The organism is Neorhizobium sp. PAMB6630 (genome assembly GCF_058242775.1).
The window spans coordinates 3,845,001-3,864,433 of the sequence record NZ_CM177836.1; the positions used below are offsets into that span (position 1 = coordinate 3,845,001).

The 19,433-nt window shown below is 62.1% G+C and carries 20 protein-coding genes (1 of these 20 only partly in view); 12 read left to right on the plus strand and 8 right to left on the minus strand.

The window, feature by feature from the left end; translation table 11 throughout:
* The 4 genes from lhpI to AC4CWF_RS18415 form a co-directional block, all read left to right on the plus strand.
* Positions 1–571 carry the 3' portion of a bifunctional Delta(1)-pyrroline-2-carboxylate/Delta(1)-piperideine-2-carboxylate reductase gene (gene lhpI / locus AC4CWF_RS18400; RefSeq protein WP_491283058.1) on the plus strand. It extends 386 nt beyond the left edge of the window, so the window shows 571 of its 957 coding nt (coding positions 387–957); its start codon lies beyond the left edge, outside the window; it ends in the stop codon at positions 569–571.
* On the plus strand, positions 568–3,048 hold the full coding sequence (hrpB, locus tag AC4CWF_RS18405; protein WP_491283059.1) for an ATP-dependent helicase HrpB: 2,481 nt from the start codon (positions 568–570) through the stop codon (positions 3,046–3,048). Before lhpI ends, hrpB begins: the two co-directional genes overlap by 4 nt.
* 13 nt (positions 3,049–3,061) lie before the next feature.
* Positions 3,062–4,366 (plus strand): ActS/PrrB/RegB family redox-sensitive histidine kinase, encoded by a 1,305-nt coding sequence (locus AC4CWF_RS18410; protein ID WP_491283060.1) that lies wholly within the window; start codon positions 3,062–3,064, stop codon positions 4,364–4,366.
* Positions 4,367–4,475: 109 nt separating this feature from the next.
* Positions 4,476–5,054: an ActR/PrrA/RegA family redox response regulator transcription factor gene (locus AC4CWF_RS18415; RefSeq protein WP_491285495.1), complete on the plus strand. Its 579-nt coding sequence runs from the start codon at positions 4,476–4,478 to the stop codon at positions 5,052–5,054.
* Between the two features lie 15 nt (positions 5,055–5,069).
* Here the strand turns inward: AC4CWF_RS18415 and AC4CWF_RS18420 are convergent, their stop codons facing one another.
* Positions 5,070–5,558 (minus strand): MmcB family DNA repair protein, encoded by a 489-nt coding sequence (locus tag AC4CWF_RS18420; RefSeq protein WP_491283061.1) that lies wholly within the window; start codon positions 5,556–5,558, stop codon positions 5,070–5,072.
* Between the two features lie 178 nt (positions 5,559–5,736).
* Between AC4CWF_RS18420 and AC4CWF_RS18425 the strand changes: the two genes are divergently transcribed.
* Positions 5,737–6,411: a L,D-transpeptidase gene (locus AC4CWF_RS18425; RefSeq protein ID WP_491283062.1), complete on the plus strand. Its 675-nt coding sequence runs from the start codon at positions 5,737–5,739 to the stop codon at positions 6,409–6,411.
* Between the two features lie 104 nt (positions 6,412–6,515).
* Here AC4CWF_RS18425 and AC4CWF_RS18430 read toward each other — a convergent pair whose 3' ends face one another.
* The 5 genes from AC4CWF_RS18430 to hslV form a co-directional block, all read right to left on the minus strand.
* On the minus strand, positions 6,516–8,678 hold the full coding sequence (locus tag AC4CWF_RS18430) for a malate synthase G (protein WP_491283063.1): 2,163 nt from the start codon (positions 8,676–8,678) through the stop codon (positions 6,516–6,518).
* 166 nt (positions 8,679–8,844) lie between these two features.
* Positions 8,845–10,239, minus strand: a complete 1,395-nt coding sequence (locus AC4CWF_RS18435) for a cytochrome P450 (RefSeq protein WP_491283064.1) — start codon at positions 10,237–10,239, stop codon at positions 8,845–8,847.
* Between the two features lie 46 nt (positions 10,240–10,285).
* A complete protein-coding gene (locus tag AC4CWF_RS18440; protein ID WP_491283065.1) occupies positions 10,286–11,233 on the minus strand; it encodes a DUF1402 family protein in 948 nt (315 codons plus the stop codon).
* A 195-nt stretch (positions 11,234–11,428) separates the two neighbouring features.
* Positions 11,429–12,736, minus strand: coding sequence for an ATP-dependent protease ATPase subunit HslU (hslU, locus tag AC4CWF_RS18445; protein WP_491283066.1), 1,308 nt, complete (start codon positions 12,734–12,736; stop codon positions 11,429–11,431).
* A 95-nt stretch (positions 12,737–12,831) separates the two neighbouring features.
* A complete protein-coding gene (hslV, locus tag AC4CWF_RS18450; protein WP_491283067.1) occupies positions 12,832–13,356 on the minus strand; it encodes an ATP-dependent protease subunit HslV in 525 nt (174 codons plus the stop codon).
* 200 nt (positions 13,357–13,556) lie between these two features.
* Between hslV and hisB the strand changes: the two genes are divergently transcribed.
* From hisB to coaA, 7 genes are all read left to right on the plus strand, one after another.
* On the plus strand, positions 13,557–14,153 hold the full coding sequence (gene hisB / locus AC4CWF_RS18455) for an imidazoleglycerol-phosphate dehydratase HisB (RefSeq protein ID WP_491285497.1): 597 nt from the start codon (positions 13,557–13,559) through the stop codon (positions 14,151–14,153).
* A gap of 18 nt (positions 14,154–14,171) precedes the next feature.
* Positions 14,172–14,654 carry a DUF2628 domain-containing protein gene (locus AC4CWF_RS18460; protein ID WP_491283068.1) on the plus strand — a complete coding sequence of 161 codons (483 nt, stop codon included), beginning with the start codon at positions 14,172–14,174 and terminating at the stop codon, positions 14,652–14,654.
* On the plus strand, positions 14,654–15,304 hold the full coding sequence (gene hisH / locus AC4CWF_RS18465) for an imidazole glycerol phosphate synthase subunit HisH (RefSeq protein WP_491283069.1): 651 nt from the start codon (positions 14,654–14,656) through the stop codon (positions 15,302–15,304). The genes AC4CWF_RS18460 and hisH overlap by 1 nt, the downstream gene beginning before the upstream one ends.
* Before the next feature lies 1 nt (position 15,305).
* Positions 15,306–16,049, plus strand: coding sequence for a 1-(5-phosphoribosyl)-5-[(5-phosphoribosylamino)methylideneamino]imidazole-4-carboxamide isomerase (gene hisA, locus AC4CWF_RS18470; protein WP_491283070.1), 744 nt, complete (start codon positions 15,306–15,308; stop codon positions 16,047–16,049).
* 103 nt (positions 16,050–16,152) lie between these two features.
* The gene (hisF, locus tag AC4CWF_RS18475) at positions 16,153–16,941 is read left to right on the plus strand and encodes an imidazole glycerol phosphate synthase subunit HisF (RefSeq protein WP_491283071.1); all 789 of its coding nucleotides are present in this window, start codon (positions 16,153–16,155) and stop codon (positions 16,939–16,941) included.
* A 10-nt stretch (positions 16,942–16,951) separates the two neighbouring features.
* Positions 16,952–17,275 (plus strand): phosphoribosyl-ATP diphosphatase, encoded by a 324-nt coding sequence (locus AC4CWF_RS18480; protein ID WP_491283072.1) that lies wholly within the window; start codon positions 16,952–16,954, stop codon positions 17,273–17,275.
* Positions 17,272–18,267, plus strand: a complete 996-nt coding sequence (gene coaA, locus AC4CWF_RS18485) for a type I pantothenate kinase (RefSeq protein WP_491283073.1) — start codon at positions 17,272–17,274, stop codon at positions 18,265–18,267. Before AC4CWF_RS18480 ends, coaA begins: the two co-directional genes overlap by 4 nt.
* A gap of 31 nt (positions 18,268–18,298) precedes the next feature.
* Here coaA and AC4CWF_RS18490 read toward each other — a convergent pair whose 3' ends face one another.
* Both AC4CWF_RS18490 and arfB read right to left on the minus strand, forming a co-directional pair.
* Complete coding sequence (locus AC4CWF_RS18490) at positions 18,299–18,910, minus strand: alpha-ketoglutarate-dependent dioxygenase AlkB family protein (protein ID WP_491283074.1); 612 nt, start codon at positions 18,908–18,910, stop codon at positions 18,299–18,301.
* Between the two features lie 15 nt (positions 18,911–18,925).
* Positions 18,926–19,360, minus strand: coding sequence for an alternative ribosome rescue aminoacyl-tRNA hydrolase ArfB (gene arfB / locus AC4CWF_RS18495; protein WP_491283075.1), 435 nt, complete (start codon positions 19,358–19,360; stop codon positions 18,926–18,928).
* Positions 19,361–19,433: the final 73 nt, after the last annotated feature.

Below are 19,433 nucleotides of genomic sequence, written 5' to 3' on the forward strand. Positions count from 1 at the left end.
GATGGTGGGGACCGGGCGGTTGTCGCTCAATCTTATAGAAGCCCATTGTGTTCATCGCCCGCTGCAGCGGCTGCGGATCTGGGGGCGCGATTTCGACAAGGCCGCAAACATGGCACGCGAGGCGCAAGGGGCAGGTTTTCATGTGGAACCGGTGCGAGACCTTGAGGCAGCCGTTGGTAGCGCCGACATCGTTTCCTGCGCAACCCTGTCCGTCGAACCGCTAATCCGCGGCGACTGGCTGAAGCCCGGCGCCCATCTCGACCTCGTTGGCGCCTTCAAGCCGACCATGCGTGAGAGCGACGACACGGCTGTTTCCCGCGCCAGCGTCTTTGTCGATACACGCGACGGAGCCATGCACGAGGCCGGCGACATTGTCATGCCCTTGAGAAACGGCACGCTTGCGCCGGGTGATATCCGCGCAGATCTTGCCGAGCTGACACGCGGGCAGCATCCGGGCCGGCAATCCGACGATGAAATTACCCTGTTCAAATCGGTGGGCGCCGCCCTTGAGGATCTGGCCGGTGCCATCCTTGCCTATGAAACGGTGCGCGCCGGGACATCTGCCGCATGACGCACACGCATGCCCCCCTGCCCCGCCTGCCGGTCAGCGAGGTTCTGCCGGATATCGCCGCCGGTCTGGCGCGCGCCAACCGCGCCGTTCTGTCAGCCCCGCCCGGCGCTGGCAAAACAACGCTGGTGCCGCTTTTCCTGCTCGACCAGGACTGGTGCAGCGGCAAGATCATTCTGCTCGAGCCACGGCGGTTGGCCGCCCGGGCCGCAGCGACGCGCATGGCCTCGCTCCTGTCGGAAAAAGTCGGCGATACCGTCGGTTATCGCATGCGCCTCGATAACCGTATTTCCGCGGCAACCCGCATCGAGGTGGTCACGGAGGGCGTGTTTGCCCGCATGATTCTGGAGGATCCCGAGCTGTCAGGCGTCTCGGCGGTGTTGTTCGATGAATTCCACGAGCGCTCGCTGGATGCCGATTTTGGCCTGGCGCTGGCGCTCGATGCGCAGGGCGCGCTGCGCGAAGACCTAAAACTTCTGGTCATGTCTGCAACGCTCGATGTGGAGCGCGTGGCAGATCTTCTCGGCAATCCCCCTGTGATCGTCAGCGAAGGTCGCAGTTTTGCCATCGACATCCGCCACGGCGAACGCGGGCCCTCGGAGCGTATCGAGGATGCCATGGCGCGTGCCATCCTGAGAGCCCATGCAGAGGAAGAGGGATCGATCCTTGCCTTCCTGCCGGGCCAGGGGGAAATTCTGCGCACCGCCGAGCGGCTTTCTCATAAGCTGCCGGAGACGACCGTGGTCACACCTCTATACGGCAATCTTTCGCAAAAGGAGCAGGATCTGGCGATCCGCTCGACGCAAGAAGGCAAGCGCAAGGTGGTGCTTGCCACCTCGATTGCCGAGACGTCGATCACCATTGATGGCGTGCGCATCGTGATCGACAGCGGATTGCAGCGTCTGCCGGTGTTTGAACCGTCAACCGGCATCACCCGGCTGGAAACCGTCAAAGTATCGCGCGCTTCGGCAGACCAGAGAGCGGGCCGTGCCGGGCGTACTCAGCCCGGCATCGTCGTCCGCCTCTGGCATGCCGGCCAGACGGCGGCCATGCCGGCCTTCACGCCGCCGCAGATTCTGGCAAGCGACCTTTCCGGCCTTGCGCTGGATCTTGCCCATTGGGGCGTGCGCGATCCGGCCGACCTCTCGTTCCTCGATCCGCCGCCGGCAGGAGCGCTCTATGAAGCGCGCCAATTGCTGCACATGATGGGCGCGCTCGATACCTCCGACATGCTGACGCCGAAGGGTCGCCTGATGCGGGGGCTTTCGCTGCCACCGCGGCTTGCGGCCATGGCGATTGCCGGCGCAGAGCAGGGCCAGGGACTGGCCGCCTGCCAGCTGGCCGTGCTGATGACGGAACAGGGGCTGGGCGGGCCGGATGTCGATCTCGACCAGAGGCTCAAATCCTTCCGCAACGAACGCGGCGAGCGGGCAGAGGCTGCCCGACAGCTTGCCCGGCGACTGGCTGATGCCCTACCGCGCTCCGCGCAGTCTCATAGTTCCGCCCCGGCACCTGTGCTTGCCGGCCACCTGCTGATGCACGCCTATCCCGACCGGGTGGCGCTGCAGCGCGGCGCGCGGGGCCGGTTCGTGATGGCGAATGGTCGCGGCGCCGAACTGCCGGAGACCGAACGGCTCTCGGGCGCCCGCATGCTTGTCATTGCAGACCTGACGGGACGGGCGGCACAGGCGCGCATTCTGGCAGCGGCCGAGATCGACCGCGACAGCGTGGAAACGGAACTCGCTGACGCCATCGAAATCAGGCAGGAAGGCTATTTCGACCGGCAGAGCCGGCAGGTGCGGGCGCGCAAGGTGGTGCGGCTCGGCGCCATCATTCTGGAAGAAACGCCGCTTCCTCGGCCCAGCGGTGCGCAGGCCGCCGAAGCGCTGGCGGATGGCGTGCGCCAGCTTGGCCTTCGGGCGCTATCGTTTTCCAAGGACACCGAGCAGCTGCGCGCGCGCATCGGCTTTTTAAACCGCACCATCGGCGAGCCCTGGCCGGATGTGTCGGAAGAGGCGCTGCTATCCCGGCTGGACGATTGGTTCACACCATTCCAATCCGGCCGCAGCAGCCTTGACGCCATCGACCAGGGAAGCCTTGCCGAGGGACTTCGCACCCTCATTCCCCATGCGGTGCGCTCGGAAATCAACCGGCTGGCGCCGACGCATTTCGAGGCGCCGACGGGCCAGCGGCATCCGATCCGCTACGATGGCGAGGAACCGGCGATTTCGCTGCGGGTGCAGGAACTGTTCGGGCTGAAGGCGCATCCGTCCGTGGCAGGCGGCAGATTGCCGCTTCTTCTCGAATTGACATCGCCTGCCCATCGGCCGATCCAGACCACGCGCGACCTGCCCGGCTTCTGGGCCGGATCCTGGCGGGACGTGCGCGCCGACATGCGCGGGCAATACCCAAGACATGCCTGGCCGGAAGATCCGGCCAATGCTGCACCGACCGCGCGCGCAAAACCGCGGGGAACCTGACGAGGACATGAGCATGGAACAGATCTCCATCCGCCACGCGCAGTTTGGCCGCGCCAGCCGCAGCATGCGGCTTCAGACGCTGGTTCGGCTGCGCTGGCTGGCGGTGGCGGGCCAGACGATCACCGTGCTGATCGTGGCGCTTGTCCTTAACTATGCGATGCCGCTGATCGAAACTGCCGTGCTGGTCGCAGCGCTTGCGCTCGCAAACCTTGTTCTGTCGCTGCGGTTTCCGCCAACGCACCGGCTTCAGCCGGCAGCAGCCCTTGGCCTGCTCGGGTTTGATCTTCTCCAGATGGCGTGCCTGCTGTTCATTACCGGCGGCATTGCCAATCCGTTTGCGCCGCTCATCTGCGTGCCCGTCATCATCTCGTTCGGATCGCTGCCGCTGCGCCACTCGCTCGGCCTTCTCGGCTTTGCCATCGTCTGCACCACGACGCTGGTTCTTTCGCCCTATCCGGTTCCCTGGCTGGAGGGAGAGATGCTTCTGATCCACCCGATCCTGCAGCTCGGCTCCTGGTGCGCCATCGTCTCGATGATGATCTTTGCGGCCTTTTATGCCTATCGCGTGTCCATGGAGGCGACACTGCTCGCTGATGCGCTGGCAGCAACGGAACTGGTGCTGGAACGCGAAAAACACCTGTCGCAACTGGATGGCCTGGCTGCTGCGGCCGCCCATGAGCTTGGCACCCCGCTTGCAACGATCAGCGTCGTGGCCAAGGAAATGGAGCGCGAACTGGGAACTGACCCGCGCTACGGCGAGGACGTGGCGCTTTTGCGCAGCCAGAGCGAACGCTGCCGCGACATTCTTCGCCGGTTGACCTCCCTTTCGGCAGAAAACGAGGAGCATATGCGCCGGCTGCCGCTTTCCTCGCTGATCGAAGAGGTGATGGCGCCGCACCGGCAGTTCGGCATTGCGTTGGAACTCGTGGAGAAGGGCGACCGCACCAAGGAGCCGGTCGGCAACCGCAATGCCGGCATTCTCTACGGGCTCGGAAATCTCATCGAGAATGCCGTCGACTTTGCGCGTCAAAAGGTAACCGTGACGGTGGAACACGATGTCGATAAGGTGGTCATTACCATTGAAGATGACGGCCAAGGTTTTGCGCCGGATGTTTTAACCCATATCGGGGAACCCTATATGTCGACACGAAGCCGCGAAAATCCGCGGGCCGGCGGCCTCGGCCTTGGCCTCTTCATCGCCAAGACCTTGCTGGAACGATCCGGGGCCGTGCTCGACTTTGCCAATCGCGGCCCGGATATCGAGGGTGCCATGGTGCGCGTCACCTGGCCCCGTGCGGTCATGCAGATGCAGGCGTGACCAACAATCGACAGTGACCCGACAGGCCGGTAAACGCGTAATGACATGCGTATAGAATGCCGGATAAGAGCTGGAAGACCGGGAAGCCCCCGGTGGAGACAAGACAATGATGGCAGACAAGATTGAAGCTGGCGAAACGGGCGATGGCACCGGTGATCTGGGGCCGGACGCGACGCTTCTGATCGTTGATGACGACGCGCCGTTTCTGCGCCGGCTGGCGCGCGCCATGGAAAGCCGCGGCTTTCAGGTGGAGATGGCCGAATCGGTGGCCGAAGGCATTGCAAAATCCCGGGCGCGCCCGCCGAAATATGCCGTGGTGGACTTGCGGCTCGGCGACGGTAACGGGCTCGACGTGATCGAAGCGATCCGCCAGCAGCGCGAGGATACACGCGTCATCGTACTGACCGGCTATGGCAATATCGCAACCGCCGTGACGGCCGTGAAACTGGGGGCGGTCGATTACCTGTCAAAACCCGCCGATGCCGATGATGTCTATTCAGCACTGACCCAGCGCCCCGGTGAAAAGGCGGATGTGCCGGAAAATCCGATGTCGGCGGATCGCGTGCGCTGGGAGCATATCCAGCGGGTCTATGAAATGTGTGAGCGCAATGTCTCGGAAACGGCACGACGGCTTAATATGCATCGCCGCACGCTGCAGCGGATTCTGGCCAAGCGCGCGCCAAAATAACTGCGGGCACCGGTGTCAGCCGTCTCCAAAAGTCTGGCCGGTCGCCCATTCGGCGGCCAGCAGACGCTGGCCGGCCACGCGGGCAAAGGACAGTGTCATTGATTTGCGCTGGGCTGCACTCAGACGGTGTTCCGGCGCCTCGCGCAACAGATGCGCGCCATAACCATCCGACAGCAGCAGGCCGCAGTCTTCCGGAAAGATCTCCAGCGGAACCTGATTATGGGTGGCAAACAGCAGCCGGTCGCAATAGTGCCGGTAATCGGGCCACTTCCGGTCGACGCGAAAATCCTCGATCGAGGTCTTGATCTCGATGATCCAGATCTCGCCCTTGTCGGTGATCGACACCAGATCGGCGCGGCGGCCACTGGCCAGCGTCAGTTCGGGCAAAAGCGTGTGGCGCATCTCGCTCAAGAGGATCTGCACGCCACGGCGCACCATCATCGCCCGGCTGGATTGCCGGCCGTCGATTAACGGATTGTTAGGGCCGATTTGAACGATCGTCATCGATAACACATGGTTTGCACTGCGGATTGTTGCAAAAAGACAATGCATTTTTCATTTGTGACGGCGCGCCCCCCGGGTGCGCCACGATGCCTTGCCAACCCCCTTCTAATAGAAAATAACCGCTCAATCAAAGATGGCATCCATCATCTGCCCTGACCCCACCATTTAAGAGAACTCCATGCAAACCCGCACACGCATGATTGCATCCGGCCTGTTGGCGATGCTGGCCCTTTCCGGCTGCTCCACCACATCCGACACCCGGCAGGTTGCCGTAGCGCCCGTCCGCGTTGAGACCAACGCGATCTTCAGCGAATCCTATGGCGCAGTCACCGATGCCGGCTATGCGCTGCCGGCCATTCCGATCAGCCGCATGGACAAGAAGTTCTACCGCCAGATCGTCGATTTCGACAGCAAGGAACGCCCGGGCACCATCATCGTCAACACGCGGGAACGCTTCCTCTATTACATCCTGCCCGGCGGCAAGGCCGTGCGGTACGGCATCGGCGTTGGCAAGCAGGGTTTTGCCTGGGCCGGCGAAGCCTATGTGGCCTGGAAGCAGGAATGGCCGACCTGGCATCCGCCGAAGGAAATGGCCGTGCGCAAGCCCGACATTGCCCGATACGTCGAAGATGGCATGGGCCCGGGCCTCAGCAATCCGCTCGGTGCGCGCGCCATGTATCTCTTCAATGACAAGGGCCAGGACACGCTGTTTCGCCTGCATGGCACGCCGGAATGGGCCTCGATCGGCACCGCCGCCTCGTCTGGCTGCATCCGCATGATCAATCAGGACGTCATCGACCTTTACAGCCGCGTGCGTCCCGGCCGCGAGACGAAGGTCATCGTCATCCAGTAAGCTGCGGTCTTTTCCGCAACACACTGTCAAACGGCGCGCCAGACGCGCCGTTTTCGTATGCGGCATTTGAAGGCCCGTGACGATGCGCCACGGGCCTTTTTCAATCAGGCCTTTGCCTTGGCTTCCAGCCGGCGACGGTGCAGGACAGGCTCGGTGTAACCGTTCGGCTGTTCGCGCCCCTTCAGCACCAGATCGAGCGCCGCCTGGAAGGCAACCGACTGCTCGAAACGGCCGGCCATCGGCTGGTAGAGGGGGTCGCCGGCATTCTGCACATCAACGACGGCTGCCATGCGGCGCATGGTTTCCACCACCTGCGCTTCCGTGACCAGCCCGTGGTGCAGCCAGTTCGCCATATGCTGGGCGGAAATGCGCAGCGTCGCCCGGTCTTCCATCAGCCCGACATTGTTGATGTCCGGCACCTTGGAGCAGCCGACGCCCTGGTCGATCCAGCGCACGACATAACCGAGGATCCCTTGCGCGTTGTTATCGAGTTCGCGCTGCACCTCTTCCGGCGTCCAGTTGGGGCGAGAAGTCACCGGCACGGAGAGAATATCCGAGAGTTTTGCCCGCGCGCGCGAGGCAAGCCCCGCCTGAACCTCGGCGACATTCACTGTATGATAATGCGTGGCATGAAGCGTGGCCGCCGTCGGCGATGGAACCCAGGCCGTGTTGGCGCCGGCCTTGGGATGGGCGATCTTCTGCTCCAGCATGGCCGCCATCAGGTCCGGCATCGCCCACATGCCCTTGCCGATCTGCGCATGACCGGAGAGGCCGCAGGCAAGCCCGATATCGACATTCCAGTTTTCATAGGCGGCAATCCAGGGCGCCTGTTTCATGTCGCCCTTGCGAATCATCGGCCCGGCTTCCATCGAGGTGTGGATCTCGTCGCCGGTGCGATCAAGGAAGCCCGTGTTGATGAAGACGACGCGCTGGCGGGCCGCCCGGATGCATTCCTTGAGATTGACCGTGGTGCGGCGCTCCTCGTCCATGATGCCCATCTTGATCGTATTGGGCGCCATGCCGAGCAAGTCCTCGACGCGCGAAAAGATCTCGCAGGCAAAGGCCACTTCCTCCGGCCCGTGCATCTTCGGCTTCACCACATACATCGAGCCGAGACGCGAATTCTGCCGACGCCCGTTCGGGCCGACATCATAAAGAGCAATCAGGGCGGTTACCGCCGCATCCATGATGCCCTCAGGCACCTCGTGACCGTCCCGATCAAGAATGGCCGGATTGGTCATCAGGTGGCCGACATTGCGCACCAGCATCAGCGAACGGGCATGAACCTCAAAGGGTGCGCCATCCGGCGCCGTATACTGGAGGTCGGGGTTCAGGCGGCGGGTAAAGGTGCTGGCCCCCTTCGACACCTCTTCGGACAGGTCGCCCTTCATCAGGCCGAGCCAGTTGCGGTAGACCACAACCTTGTCCTCGGCATCGACGGCAGCGACTGAATCCTCGCAGTCCATGATCGTGGTGATGGCCGATTCGAGCCAGACATCGGAAATATGCGCCGGATCATCCTTGCCGATGGCAGTCGTCGCATCGATGCCGATTTCGACATGCAGCCGGTTGCGCGTGAAAAGCAGGTGTGTCGGGCGGGATGCCTCGCCGCGATAGCCGGCAAACTGTGCGGCATCGACAAGGGTGACCGTCTTGTCCTTAGCCGACACCGAGAGCGCGCCGTCGACGAGGGAAAGGGCCGTCACATCCGTCCAGGAGGCACCTTCGAGCGGCACGGACTGGTCGAGGAAGCGCCGCGCCCAGGCAATGACCTTTGCACCACGGACCGGATTGTAGGACGCGCCTTTTTCGGCACCGTCGGTCTCGGCAATCGCATCCGTGCCGTACAGCGCGTCATAGAGCGAGCCCCAGCGCGCATTGGCAGCGTTCAGTGCATAACGGGCGTTCATCACCGGCACGACCAGCTGCGGGCCGGCGATTTCGGCGATCTCCGGATCGACATTGCCGGTCTCGACCTTAAAATCCGGCCCTTCCGGCAGGAGATAACCGATCTCGCGCAAGAAGGCTTCATAAACCGCCGAATCCCCCGGCGCGCCGTTCTTGCGGTACCATTCGTCGAGCTTTTCCTGCAGCGCGTCACGCGTCTTCAGAAGCGCGCGGTTTTTCGGCGCAAGCTCGTGGACGATGCGCGAAAACCCTTCCAGGAAATGTTCGGGATCGATGCCGCTGCCGGGAAGCGCCTCATGGACCAGAAAGGCATGCAGCGCCTCGTCAATGGCCAGGCCATGTTTCTCGATTCGGTTCATCCGGATGCTCCATCATTGCGTCACCTGTGGTTTTTGCGCGCGCAGACCGCTTAGTCAATGCGGCATTGGTGGCAGGCAAGGGCGAAGCCCGCGAGAAACGCGCCCATCATCGCGCGCAATCCGTTTGAGGCCTAGGTGGCGGCAAAAGTCTGCCAGTCGGGATCGGTCAGCGCGGGCTCACACGCATCGGCAGCCCGTCACGCGGCTGGGTTGTCAGCTTCTGCACCGGCCAGGGTGCGACACCCGGCACCGCATCGAACCGGTAACGCGCCATCAGCACGGCAAGCGCGATGACCGCCTCCTGCATGGCAAATGTCGCGCCGATGCAGACGCGCGGCCCGGCCCCGAAAGGCAGGTACTGGAAACGATGGATCTTGCCGCGGTTTTCCGGCAAAAACCGCTCCGGCATGAACGCGCGGGGTTTTTCCCAGTAGAGCGCGTGGCGATGCAGCGTCCACGGCATGATGAGAACGGTGGTGCCGGCGGCAATCTCGACAGTCTTTCCTTCGGCACTTGTCCAGCGATCATCGGCAATGGCGGCGCGATTGATGGAGGGTGCCGGCGGATAAAGTCGCATACCCTCTTCGAAGGCTGCCCGCACATGCGGCATCAGGTCCAGCCATTCGACGGGTTCGGCCCCCGAGGCCATCACCCGGTCGATCTCCTCTTCCATCTGGCCGCGCACCTGCGGCGAATGGGAAACACAGTAGAGAGTCCAGGCCAGCGCGCGCGCCGTCGTCTCGTGACCAGCACCGATGAAGGTGAGGATATTGTCCTCGATCTCATCCAGCGTCAGCCCGTCGGGGCCGGCAAGGTCGAGAAGCAGCGTCAGAAAATCGTCGGGCGTTGAGGCGCGGTCGGCCCGCATCATCGCCTTGCGCTTTTCCATGGTGAGCCGCACGATCTCGCGGAATTTGCCCAGAACCTTGGCGCCACCAATGCGGGTGAGACGCGGCACCCAGGGCGGCGCGCGCAAAAGATCCATTGGATCGACGCGACCCATGCGGTGCAGCAGGCTGTCCACGTCATCGGAAAACTTGTCGCTCTGCGTGACGATATCGCCGGAAAACAGTGTTTCCGACAGAATGGCAAAAGCAATTTCCGTCATGTCGACGGAAATATCCTCGACGCGCCCCTCCGGGCCGATATCGGCATATTTCTCGACATAATTCTGCGATTGCGCCAGCATCTTGCCAGCAAAGCCGCGCGCATGGCGGGGGGTAAACACCGGCGCCATGGCTTTTCGCGAACGCTTCCAGACAGGGCCTTCCGCCGTCAGCAGCCCGTCCCGCAGGATCGGCCGCAGGATGAGCTGGCGGATTTCCGACATCTCGTAATTGGCGACATTATCCACCAGCACATGCCGGATGAGACCCGGATCATTGACGATGATGGTGCGCTCGGCAAAAAACTTCGTCTCGATCCACGGCAGCGTATAGGACGGCTCACCCCAGAGTTCGAGCGGATTGCGCAGAACCGTGCGGATGATCTCCAGCCGGCCAGGCGGAACAGTGCGGGGAACCGGTGCCGGTGGCTCGAAAGGCTCGGGACGCATGTCCATGACCGGTTCTCCTGTAAGCATTTGCTTGGAGACCTTATATCAGAACTCAGAGCAGCGATTTCAATTCATCGAGCTTGTCGTTCACCAGCCAGCCGTAATAATTCTCCTCGGGCCAGGAGAACCCGCCGTTGCGGTTGCGCGCGGCAAGCGCTGCGGCGCGGTCTGCGGAATTGCCGACATTATAAAGCGTCGCGGTAATGCCGGGATTATGGGAAATGTCCATTCCAGCGATCTGCGCATAATCATCGATGGCGCGGCGGATGGTGGCGGCCATATAGGCGAGCGACTGATCCGGATCCATAATGGCCTTGTAGACATCGGCCGCATCCGAGGCATCGAGCTTCGCATAACCGGAGCGGCGCGCCACCATGTCCGATTGCATCAGCGCCGTCAGCGGGTTGATCTGGCCAAGGCCAAACGTCTGACCTGCAAAGAACGGCTGGAAGAACACCGCGCTGAAGCGGTTGTCGGGGTAGGACACGCCCTCCACCGTCTTGCCACGGAAAACCCGGTCCCACACACCCTCGCGGCAGGACCACAGCCGGTAGGAATCGTTGAAATCATCGCATTTTGAAAACTGCGCGCGCTCGACGAAGGCACCGATCGTCTCGTCCTTGTAGCCGAAGCGGAAGCGGTCGCCGGCATAGGCGGCGGCCTTGACGTAATAGGACTGCAGCCGGTCATAGGCATCGACATTATAGGTGTGTTCGCCGACGATGGCGCCGATGATATGGATCGGATCGATATCGTATTGGCGCGAGGTCTGCTTGATCTTGGAGATCAGCGACTTGTCGCTGGCCAGAAGCTCGCGGATCTTGTCGTATTTTTCGTCAAACGTGCTTCTGCCGGCCTTGGTGCGGCGCACGGAAGCACCCGGCACCTTGGGCTGTTCGGCATTACGGTTGCCTGGCGGAACGACATTCAAGCCGCCAGCCAGCGCATGAGATGCGCTCCAGGCAAAAATCATCAGCAATGCCAGAAGGATACGTCGCAAGATTTCAGTGCCTCAGGACTTCATGATGAGCCGGCCGGATGGCCCTGCACTTTCTGACGAATCAGACATGCGCATCGCATCATAATCAACTGGTGCTGCATTACTGAAAAGCAAGGCGCGGAGTCGAGCCCGCGCCTTTCAATTTCCCGTCATGAGCAGGCGTACGGCCACCGGCCGTTGCCCCCTTGCCACGTTTTACAGGATGTAACGCGACAGATCGGTATCGGCGGCGATGTCGCCGACATGCTGCTTCACATAGGCCGAATCAATCGTGACGGCAGATCCCGGACGATCCGGCGCGTTGAACGAAATCTCATCGAGCACCCGCTCCATCACCGTCTGCAGACGCCGCGCGCCGATGTTTTCAACCGACGAGTTCAGATGCACGGCAACATCTGCCAGTGCATCGATGGCATCCTCGGTGAAATCGAGCGCCAGCTGTTCGGTTTCCATCAGCGCCCGGTACTGGCGGATGAGGCTTGCCTCGGTTTCCGTCAGGATGCGGCGGAAATCTTCCTTCGTCAGAGCCTTCAGCTCGACGCGGATCGGCAGGCGGCCCTGAAGCTCCGGCAGGAGGTCGGACGGTTTCGAGACATGGAAGGCGCCGGACGCGATGAACAGGATATGGTCGGTTTTGACAGGGCCATACTTGGTCGAAACCGTGGTGCCTTCGACAAGCGGCAGCAGGTCTCGTTGCACGCCCTCGCGAGACACGCCCGCCCCCATGCCGCCATCGCGGGCGGCGATCTTGTCGATCTCGTCCAGAAAGACGATGCCGTCGTTTTCGACCGACCGCACGGCCTCGCGCTGAATCACCTCGTTGTCGATCAGCTTGTCGCTTTCGTCACGGATGAGGTCGCCATAGGATTTCGTGACCGTCGTGCGCACCTTCTTGGTGCGGCCGCCCATGGCCTTGCCGAACATTTCCGACAGGTTGAGCACGCCGATATTGGCGCCGGGCATGCCGGGCATTTCAAACCCGGGCATGCCGGAACCGGCATCGGCCACCTCGATTTCGATTTCCTTGTCGTCCAGCTCGCCGGCGCGCAGCTTCTTGCGGAATGTTTCACGTGTGGCAGGCGAAGCCGTGGTGCCCACAAGCGCATCGAGCACACGTTCTTCCGCACTCTGGTGCGCCTTGGCCTGCACTTCGGCGCGTTTCTTGTCACGCACCAGGCCGATGCCGATCTCGACGAGATCGCGGATGATCTGCTCGACGTCACGGCCGACATAACCGACTTCGGTGAACTTGGTTGCTTCCACCTTGATGAAGGGCGCACCGGCAAGCTTGGCGAGGCGCCGGGAGATTTCCGTCTTGCCGACGCCGGTCGGCCCGATCATCAGGATGTTCTTCGGCATCACCTCGTCGCGCAGGCTTTCGTCGAGCTGCTGGCGGCGCCAGCGATTTCGAAGCGCAATGGCGACGGCACGTTTCGCCTCATGCTGGCCAATGATGTAGCGGTCCAGTTCGGAGACGATTTCGCGGGGAGAAAAAGTGGTCATATCTTCCTCTTGCGGCATCCCTGCCCGGCCGGCTTTTTCGATCAGCCCGGCCCCAGGGACCCATGGTCAACATTCGTTAGGGGATTGCCGGACGCTCATTCGGCGTCAAGCGATTCGACCACCAGATTGTGGTTGGTATAGACGCAGATATCGGCTGCGATATCGAGCGCGGTACGGGCGATCTGTTCGGCATCCTTGTCCGAATCCATCATGGCGCGCGCCGCCGCATAGGCAAAATTGCCGCCGGACCCGATGGCAATCGTGCCGTGTTCCGGTTCCAGCACATCGCCATTGCCGGTCACGGCCAGCGTCACCGTCTTGTCTGCCACCAGCATCATGGCTTCGAGGTTGCGCAGATATTTGTCGGTGCGCCAGTCCTTGGCAAGCTCGACGGCCGCGCGCATCAGCTGGCCCGGATACTGTTCCAGCTTCTTTTCCAGCCGGTCGAGCAGCGTGAAGGCATCAGCCGTGGCACCGGCAAATCCGGCGATCACCTCGCCCTTGCCGATGCGGCGCACCTTGCGCGCATTGCCCTTCATCACGGTCTGGCCAAGGCTCACCTGGCCATCTCCGGCCATGATGACCTTTCCGCCTTTCCGCACGGTAATGATTGTCGTCATATGTTTCACCTGTCGCCCACAATCGGGCTTCCTGTCGCCGGTCCATTCCGGCTGTTGGAACCTCATGTAAGTGGTGCGCCGTAGATTGCAAATCCGCTCCGTCGCGCGGAAACATCCGGGCCGTCTATTCGTTTGCACCGCAGCTTTGCGGCTGATAATGAGCGCAGACGTTCCGAAGACTGATAGATCCGGTGGGTATGATGACCGAACGCCGCGCCACGATTTCGCGCAAGACCAACGAGACCGCCATTTCCGTGACCGTCGATCTCGACGGCACCGGCAAATCGACCATCAAGACGGGCATCGGCTTCTTCGATCATATGCTCGACCAGCTGTCGCGCCATTCGTTGATCGACATGGATATCGATTGCAACGGCGACCTGCACATCGACGATCACCATTCGGTGGAAGACACCGGCATTGCCATCGGCCAGGCAATTTCGAAGGCGCTGGGCGACCGGCGCGGTATTACCCGTTATGCCTCGATCGATCTGGCCATGGACGAAACCATGACCAAGGCTGCCGTTGACCTTTCCGGCCGGCCGTTCCTCGTCTGGAACGTCGCCTTCAGCGCGCCGAAAATCGGCACGTTCGATACCGAACTGGTGCGTGAATTCTTCCATGCGCTGGCCCAGAATGCCGGCATCACGCTGCATGTGATGAACCATTACGGCGCCAACAACCACCATATTGCCGAGACCTGCTTCAAGGCCGTGGCGCGGGTGTTGCGCCAGGCGACCGAAATCGATCCCCGCCAGGCGGGACGGGTGCCATCCACCAAGGGCACGCTGGTCTGACGCCCGTCAGGAGGACCTTTGAAACGCTATATCATCCTCACGCCACCGGATGGACCGGAACGGGATCATCGCACCACCCGCTTCATCGCAGACAGGATGTCGCTGCTGGCGCTGGTGTTTCCGGGCCCCTGGCTTTTGCTGCACCGCTGCTGGTGGAGCGGACTTGGCGCTCTTGGCGTGCAGGTGCTGGCCGGATGGCTGGCTGACCAGCCCGGCTTTTTCTGGGCGGGAACGCTGTCCAGCCTGGCGCTCGGACTTCTGATCGGCCTTGAGGCACGCCATATGCAGGTGCAAAGCCTCATACGTCGCGGCTGGCGTGAAGATGCGGTGCTGCTGGCGCCGGACCTTGCCACCGCCGAGGCGATGTTTTTCGCCGCCCTGCCCGAGCCGGAAAAATTTGCGGTTCCGGCAGCAGACTGGACCAAAATCTCCCCGCGCAAGGACGGCCCCGGTTACGGCGGCCCGGCGCTCGGGCTTTTCGATATGGGGAAGGGACGCTGATGCGCGTTGCAATCATCGACTACGGATCGGGCAATCTTCGCTCCGCCACCAAGGCCTTTGAGCGGGCCGCGCGCGAAGCGGGCCTTGATGCGACAATCGAGCTGACCGACAGCCCCGACATCGTGGCAGCAGCCGATCGCGTCGTCCTGCCCGGCGTCGGCGCCTATGCCGATTGCCGTCGCGGCCTTTCCGCGGTCGAGGGCATGGAAGAGGCGCTGTTCGAAACGGTCAAGACAAAAGGCCGTCCCTTTCTCGGTATCTGCGTCGGTATGCAGCTGATGTCCTCGCGGGGGCTGGAAAAGGACGTGACGCAAGGTTTTGGCTGGATCCGCGGCGACGTCAAGGAAATGACGCCGTCGGACCCGACACTCAAGATCCCGCAGATCGGCTGGAACACGCTGACGCTTCACCGCCCGCACGCCCTTTTCGACGGCATCCCCACAGGCCCGGACGGGCTGCACGCCTATTTCGTGCATTCCTATCACTTGGCGGCAGAAAACCCTGACGATATCGTGGCGACCACCGATTACGGCGGCCCCATGACGGCGTTCGTCGCCCATGAAAATACGGCGGGCGCGCAATTCCATCCGGAAAAGAGCCAGACGCTTGGCCTTGCCCTCATCTCCAATTTCCTGCGCTGGAAGCCCTGACATGATCCTTTTCCCGGCTATCGACCTGAAAGACGGCCAGTGCGTTCGCCTGAAGCTTGGCGATATGGACCAGGCAACGGTCTACAACCCCGATCCCGCCGCTCAGGCCAAGGCCTTCGAGGACCAGGGTTTTGAATGGCTGCATGTGGTGGATCTCGACGGCGCCTTTGCCGGTGAAAGCCGCAACGGATTTGCCATCGATGCCATTTTGAAGGCGACGAAAAACCCGGTTCAGCTCGGCGGCGGCATTCGCACGCTGGAGCATATCGAAGCCTGGCTGTCGCGCGGCCTTGCCCGGGTCATCCTCGGCACCGTTGCCGTGCGGGATCCGGCGCTGGTCATTGAGGCCTGCAAAAAGTTCCCCGGCCAGATTGCCGTCGGCATCGATGCCAAGGGCGGCAAGGTGGCGGTGGAAGGCTGGGCGGAAGCCTCCGAGCTTGGCATCGTGGAACTTGCGCAAAAATTCGAGGGCGCCGGCGTCGCCGCCATCATCTACACCGACATCGACCGCGACGGGATCCTCGCCGGTATCAACTGGACCTCGACGCTGGAACTTGCCAACAGCACCGCAATCCCGGTAATCGCGTCGGGTGGCCTTGCCTCCATCGATGATGTCAGGCGCATGCTGCAGCCCGATGCCGCCAATCTCGAAGGCGCCATTTCCGGCCGCGCGCTTTATGACGGACGTATCGATCCGGCAGAAGCATTGGCGCTGATCCGGGCTGCGAGGGGAGTTTCGGCATGATCCTCAAGGCCCGTGTCATTTCCTGCCTCGATGTGAAGGACAGCCGCGTCGCCCGCAGTTGCGCAGCAACGAGGACGCGCAAGCAAAAGATGGAGGCTGTCCGATGACCCTCAAGGCCCGTGTCATCCCCTGCCTCGATGTGAAGGACGGCCGCGTTGTGAAGGGTGTCAACTTTGTTGACCTCATCGATGCCGGCGATCCGGTGGAGGCGGCAAAGGCCTATGATGCGGCGGGTGCCGACGAGCTTTGTTTCCTCGACATTACCGCCTCTGCCGACAATCGCGACACGATCTTCGATGTGGTGGCCGAGACGGCGGAACATTGTTTTATGCCGCTCACCGTGGGTGGCGGCGTGCGCGCGGTTTCCGATATCCGCAAGCTGCTGCTTGCCGGTGCCGACAAGGTGTCGATCAATTCGGCCGCCGTCAACAACCCGGATTTCGTGGCGCAGGCTGCCGACAAGTTCGGCAACCAGTGCATTGTCGTCTCCATCGATGCCAAGCGGCGGCGCAGCCAGGGCGTCGGATCCGACAATATGAGCGCCTGGGAAATCTATACCCATGGTGGACGCAACGCGACGGGCATCGACGCGGTGGAATTTGCCGCCCGCATGGTGGAACTGGGCGCCGGCGAACTGCTGGTGACATCCATGGATCGCGATGGCACCAAGGTCGGTTATGATCTGGAACTGACGCGGGCGATTGCCGATGCGGTTCGCGTGCCGGTGATCGCGTCTGGCGGCGTCGGCTCGCTGGACGATCTGGTGGCCGGCGTGCGCGATGGCCATGCAACGGCGGTTCTGGCCGCCTCCATCTTCCATTTCGGCACCTATTCCATCGGTGAGGCCAAGCGCTACATGGCTGACCATGGCATTGCGATGCGGCTCGACTGAGGAGACACGGATGACACAGTTTTCCCTCACCGATCTGGAGGCGATTGTCTCCGAGCGTGCCAAGGCAGATCCGCAAAGCTCCTGGACGGCAAAGCTCGTGTCCGCTGGCCAGGAAAAGGCCGCCAAGAAGCTGGGCGAGGAGGCGGTGGAAACCGTGATTGCCGCCATCCTCAACGACCGGCAGAACCTGACGGCAGAAGCGGCCGATCTTCTTTATCATCTGTTGGTCGTATTGAAGATTGCGGGCATTCCGTTGCAGGATGTGCTGGATGAACTTCAACGCCGCACGGCCCAATCGGGCCTTCAGGAAAAGGCGAGCCGACAATCCCCATGACGATCGCCAGCCAGAGCGTTGAACCCGATATTCCGCCAAAGCCGTCTGCTGCCAGCAATTATTCACCGTTCTTCCTGTTTACCTCGGAAGAATGGTCGCATTTTCGGGCCGATACGCCGCTGACGCTGACGGCCGACGAGGTCAAACGCCTGCGTTCGCTGGATGACCCGATTGATCTGGATGAAGTCCGGCGCATCTATCTGTCGCTGTCGCGTCTTCTGTCGGCTCATGTGGAAGCCTCGCAATTGCTCTTCCAGCAGCGCAACCGGTTCCTGAGCCTGTCGGATCAGGTGAAGACGCCCTTCGTTATCGGCATCGCAGGCTCAGTTGCGGTCGGCAAATCAACGACCGCCCGCATCCTGAAAGAGCTTTTGGCGCGCTGGCCCTCCAGCCCCAAGGTCGATCTCGTTACCACCGACGGTTTTCTGTATCCGAACGCCGTGCTGAAGCGCGAAAACCTGATGGAGCGCAAGGGGTTTCCGGAAAGCTACGATGTCGGCGCGCTGTTGCGCTTCCTGTCGGCCATCAAGGCGGGCAAGCCGAATGTCATGGCGCCGCGGTATTCGCATCTGACCTATGACGTGCTGGCCGACGAACACACGGTCGTCGACCGGCCGGACATCCTGATCTTCGAGGGCATCAACGTGCTGCAATCGCGCACGTTGCCGGCCGATGGCACCATCGTGCCGATCGTCTCGGATTTCTTCGATTTCTCGATCTATATCGATGCCGAGGAAAGCCAGATCCACAATTGGTATGTGGAACGCTTCATGCGCCTGCGCCAGACGGCGTTTCGCGACCCGAACTCGTTCTTCAACCGGTATGCGACGATTGACGAGGTCACGGCGCTCTCCATTGCCGAGGGTCTCTGGGAAAATATCAACCTGAAGAACCTGCGCCAGAATATTCTGCCGACGCGCCCGCGCGCCGATCTGATCCTGCGCAAGGGCAGCAATCACTTCATCGAAACGGTGGCGCTGCGTAAACTGTAGGCGATCAATCGCTGGCGATGAAGATCAATCGTCAGCGATTGACCCGGCGCAGCGTCAGGTTGATGCGCCCGCCCTTCTTCAAAAGCGTCGAGGTGGCCGGATAGATCCGGTCGACGCCGTGAAACGCCAGACGTCCCTCCCCGCCCAGCACCACGGCATCGCCGCTTTGCAGGCGAAACGATCCCGTGGGATCTGCCCGCTCCAGCCCGCCGATGCGAAACAGGCAGGTATTGCCGAGCGAAAGCGACACGACGGGCGCATCGAGCGCCTGTTCATCGCGGTCCTGATGCAGGCTCATGCGGGCATCATCGGCATAAAAGTTGATGAGACAGGCTTCCGGCGGCTTTGGGTAACCGGACAGCGTATCCCAGATTTCCAGGAGTTCGCCGGGAATGGCAGGCCACGGCTCTCCCGTTGCGGGATGATGCGGCTGGTAGCGATAGCCCTGGTCCTTGTCCGTCACCCAGCCAAGCGATCCGCAATTGGTCATGCGCACCGACATCGGTTTTCCCGTGCGCGGCATGGCGGGCACATAAAGAGGGGCCTGCGCGACGATGGCGCGCACGGTCTCGACCAGCCGCGCCTGAGCCTCCCGGTCCAGAAATTCCGGCAGGTGCCGGATGCCGTTGAGAAGCGTTGCCATGCATGTGCCTCCGTCTCAGTCGCCGCCGGGGCGGCCGCGCATCTTCTTCACCTCGGAGCGCCCGGATTTTTCCTTCAGCCGCCGTTCAACCGAGCCTTTCGTGGGTTTTGTCTTGCGGCGCGGCGGTGGTGGCGGTTTGGCGGCATCGAGCAGCAGCTCCTTCAGCCGCTCGCGGGCATCCTCGCGGTTGCGCTCCTGGCTGCGAAAACGGTTGGCCTCGATCAGCAGAATGCCGTCCTTGGAAAGCCTGCGGCCGGCCAGCTGCGCGGCATTGGCCTTCACCCGGTCACTCAGCGCCGGAGAGCCCATCAGGTTAAAGAACAGCTGGACGGCAGTGGAGACCTTGTTGACATTCTGCCCGCCGGGACCGCCCGCCAGAACGAACTGTTCCGTCAGCTCCCATCCGGCGATGGTGATGCGGCTGTTGATGACAAGGGGATCGCTGGCCATGGTTCTTCTCCGGCGCCCTCTATTTCACAAAAGCCGCCAAAAGAAAACCGCCGGCCCCAGAAGGACCGGCGGC

Excerpts from the sequence above, each read along its gene's own strand:
- AC4CWF_RS18410 (WP_491283060.1), top strand. The coding sequence starts at position 3,062 with ATGGAACAGATCTCCATCCGCCACGCGCAGTTTGGCCGCGCCAGCCGC.
- AC4CWF_RS18490 (WP_491283074.1), bottom strand. The coding sequence starts at position 18,910 with ATGGCAACGCTTCTCAACGGCATCCGGCACCTGCCGGAATTTCTGGAC.
- hslU (WP_491283066.1), bottom strand. The coding sequence starts at position 12,736 with ATGACCACTTTTTCTCCCCGCGAAATCGTCTCCGAACTGGACCGCTAC.
- AC4CWF_RS18430 (WP_491283063.1), bottom strand. The coding sequence starts at position 8,678 with ATGAACCGAATCGAGAAACATGGCCTGGCCATTGACGAGGCGCTGCAT.
- hisB (WP_491285497.1), top strand. The coding sequence starts at position 13,557 with ATGACCGAACGCCGCGCCACGATTTCGCGCAAGACCAACGAGACCGCC.
- arfB (WP_491283075.1), bottom strand. The coding sequence starts at position 19,360 with ATGGCCAGCGATCCCCTTGTCATCAACAGCCGCATCACCATCGCCGGA.
- hisF (WP_491283071.1), top strand. The coding sequence starts at position 16,153 with ATGACCCTCAAGGCCCGTGTCATCCCCTGCCTCGATGTGAAGGACGGC.
- AC4CWF_RS18420 (WP_491283061.1), bottom strand. The coding sequence starts at position 5,558 with ATGACGATCGTTCAAATCGGCCCTAACAATCCGTTAATCGACGGCCGG.
- AC4CWF_RS18415 (WP_491285495.1), top strand. The coding sequence starts at position 4,476 with ATGGCAGACAAGATTGAAGCTGGCGAAACGGGCGATGGCACCGGTGAT.
- AC4CWF_RS18435 (WP_491283064.1), bottom strand. The coding sequence starts at position 10,239 with ATGGACATGCGTCCCGAGCCTTTCGAGCCACCGGCACCGGTTCCCCGC.
- hisH (WP_491283069.1), top strand. The coding sequence starts at position 14,654 with ATGCGCGTTGCAATCATCGACTACGGATCGGGCAATCTTCGCTCCGCC.
- coaA (WP_491283073.1), top strand. The coding sequence starts at position 17,272 with ATGACGATCGCCAGCCAGAGCGTTGAACCCGATATTCCGCCAAAGCCG.
- AC4CWF_RS18425 (WP_491283062.1), top strand. The coding sequence starts at position 5,737 with ATGCAAACCCGCACACGCATGATTGCATCCGGCCTGTTGGCGATGCTG.
- AC4CWF_RS18480 (WP_491283072.1), top strand. The coding sequence starts at position 16,952 with ATGACACAGTTTTCCCTCACCGATCTGGAGGCGATTGTCTCCGAGCGT.
- hisA (WP_491283070.1), top strand. The coding sequence starts at position 15,306 with ATGATCCTTTTCCCGGCTATCGACCTGAAAGACGGCCAGTGCGTTCGC.
- hrpB (WP_491283059.1), top strand. The coding sequence starts at position 568 with ATGACGCACACGCATGCCCCCCTGCCCCGCCTGCCGGTCAGCGAGGTT.
- hslV (WP_491283067.1), bottom strand. The coding sequence starts at position 13,356 with ATGACGACAATCATTACCGTGCGGAAAGGCGGAAAGGTCATCATGGCC.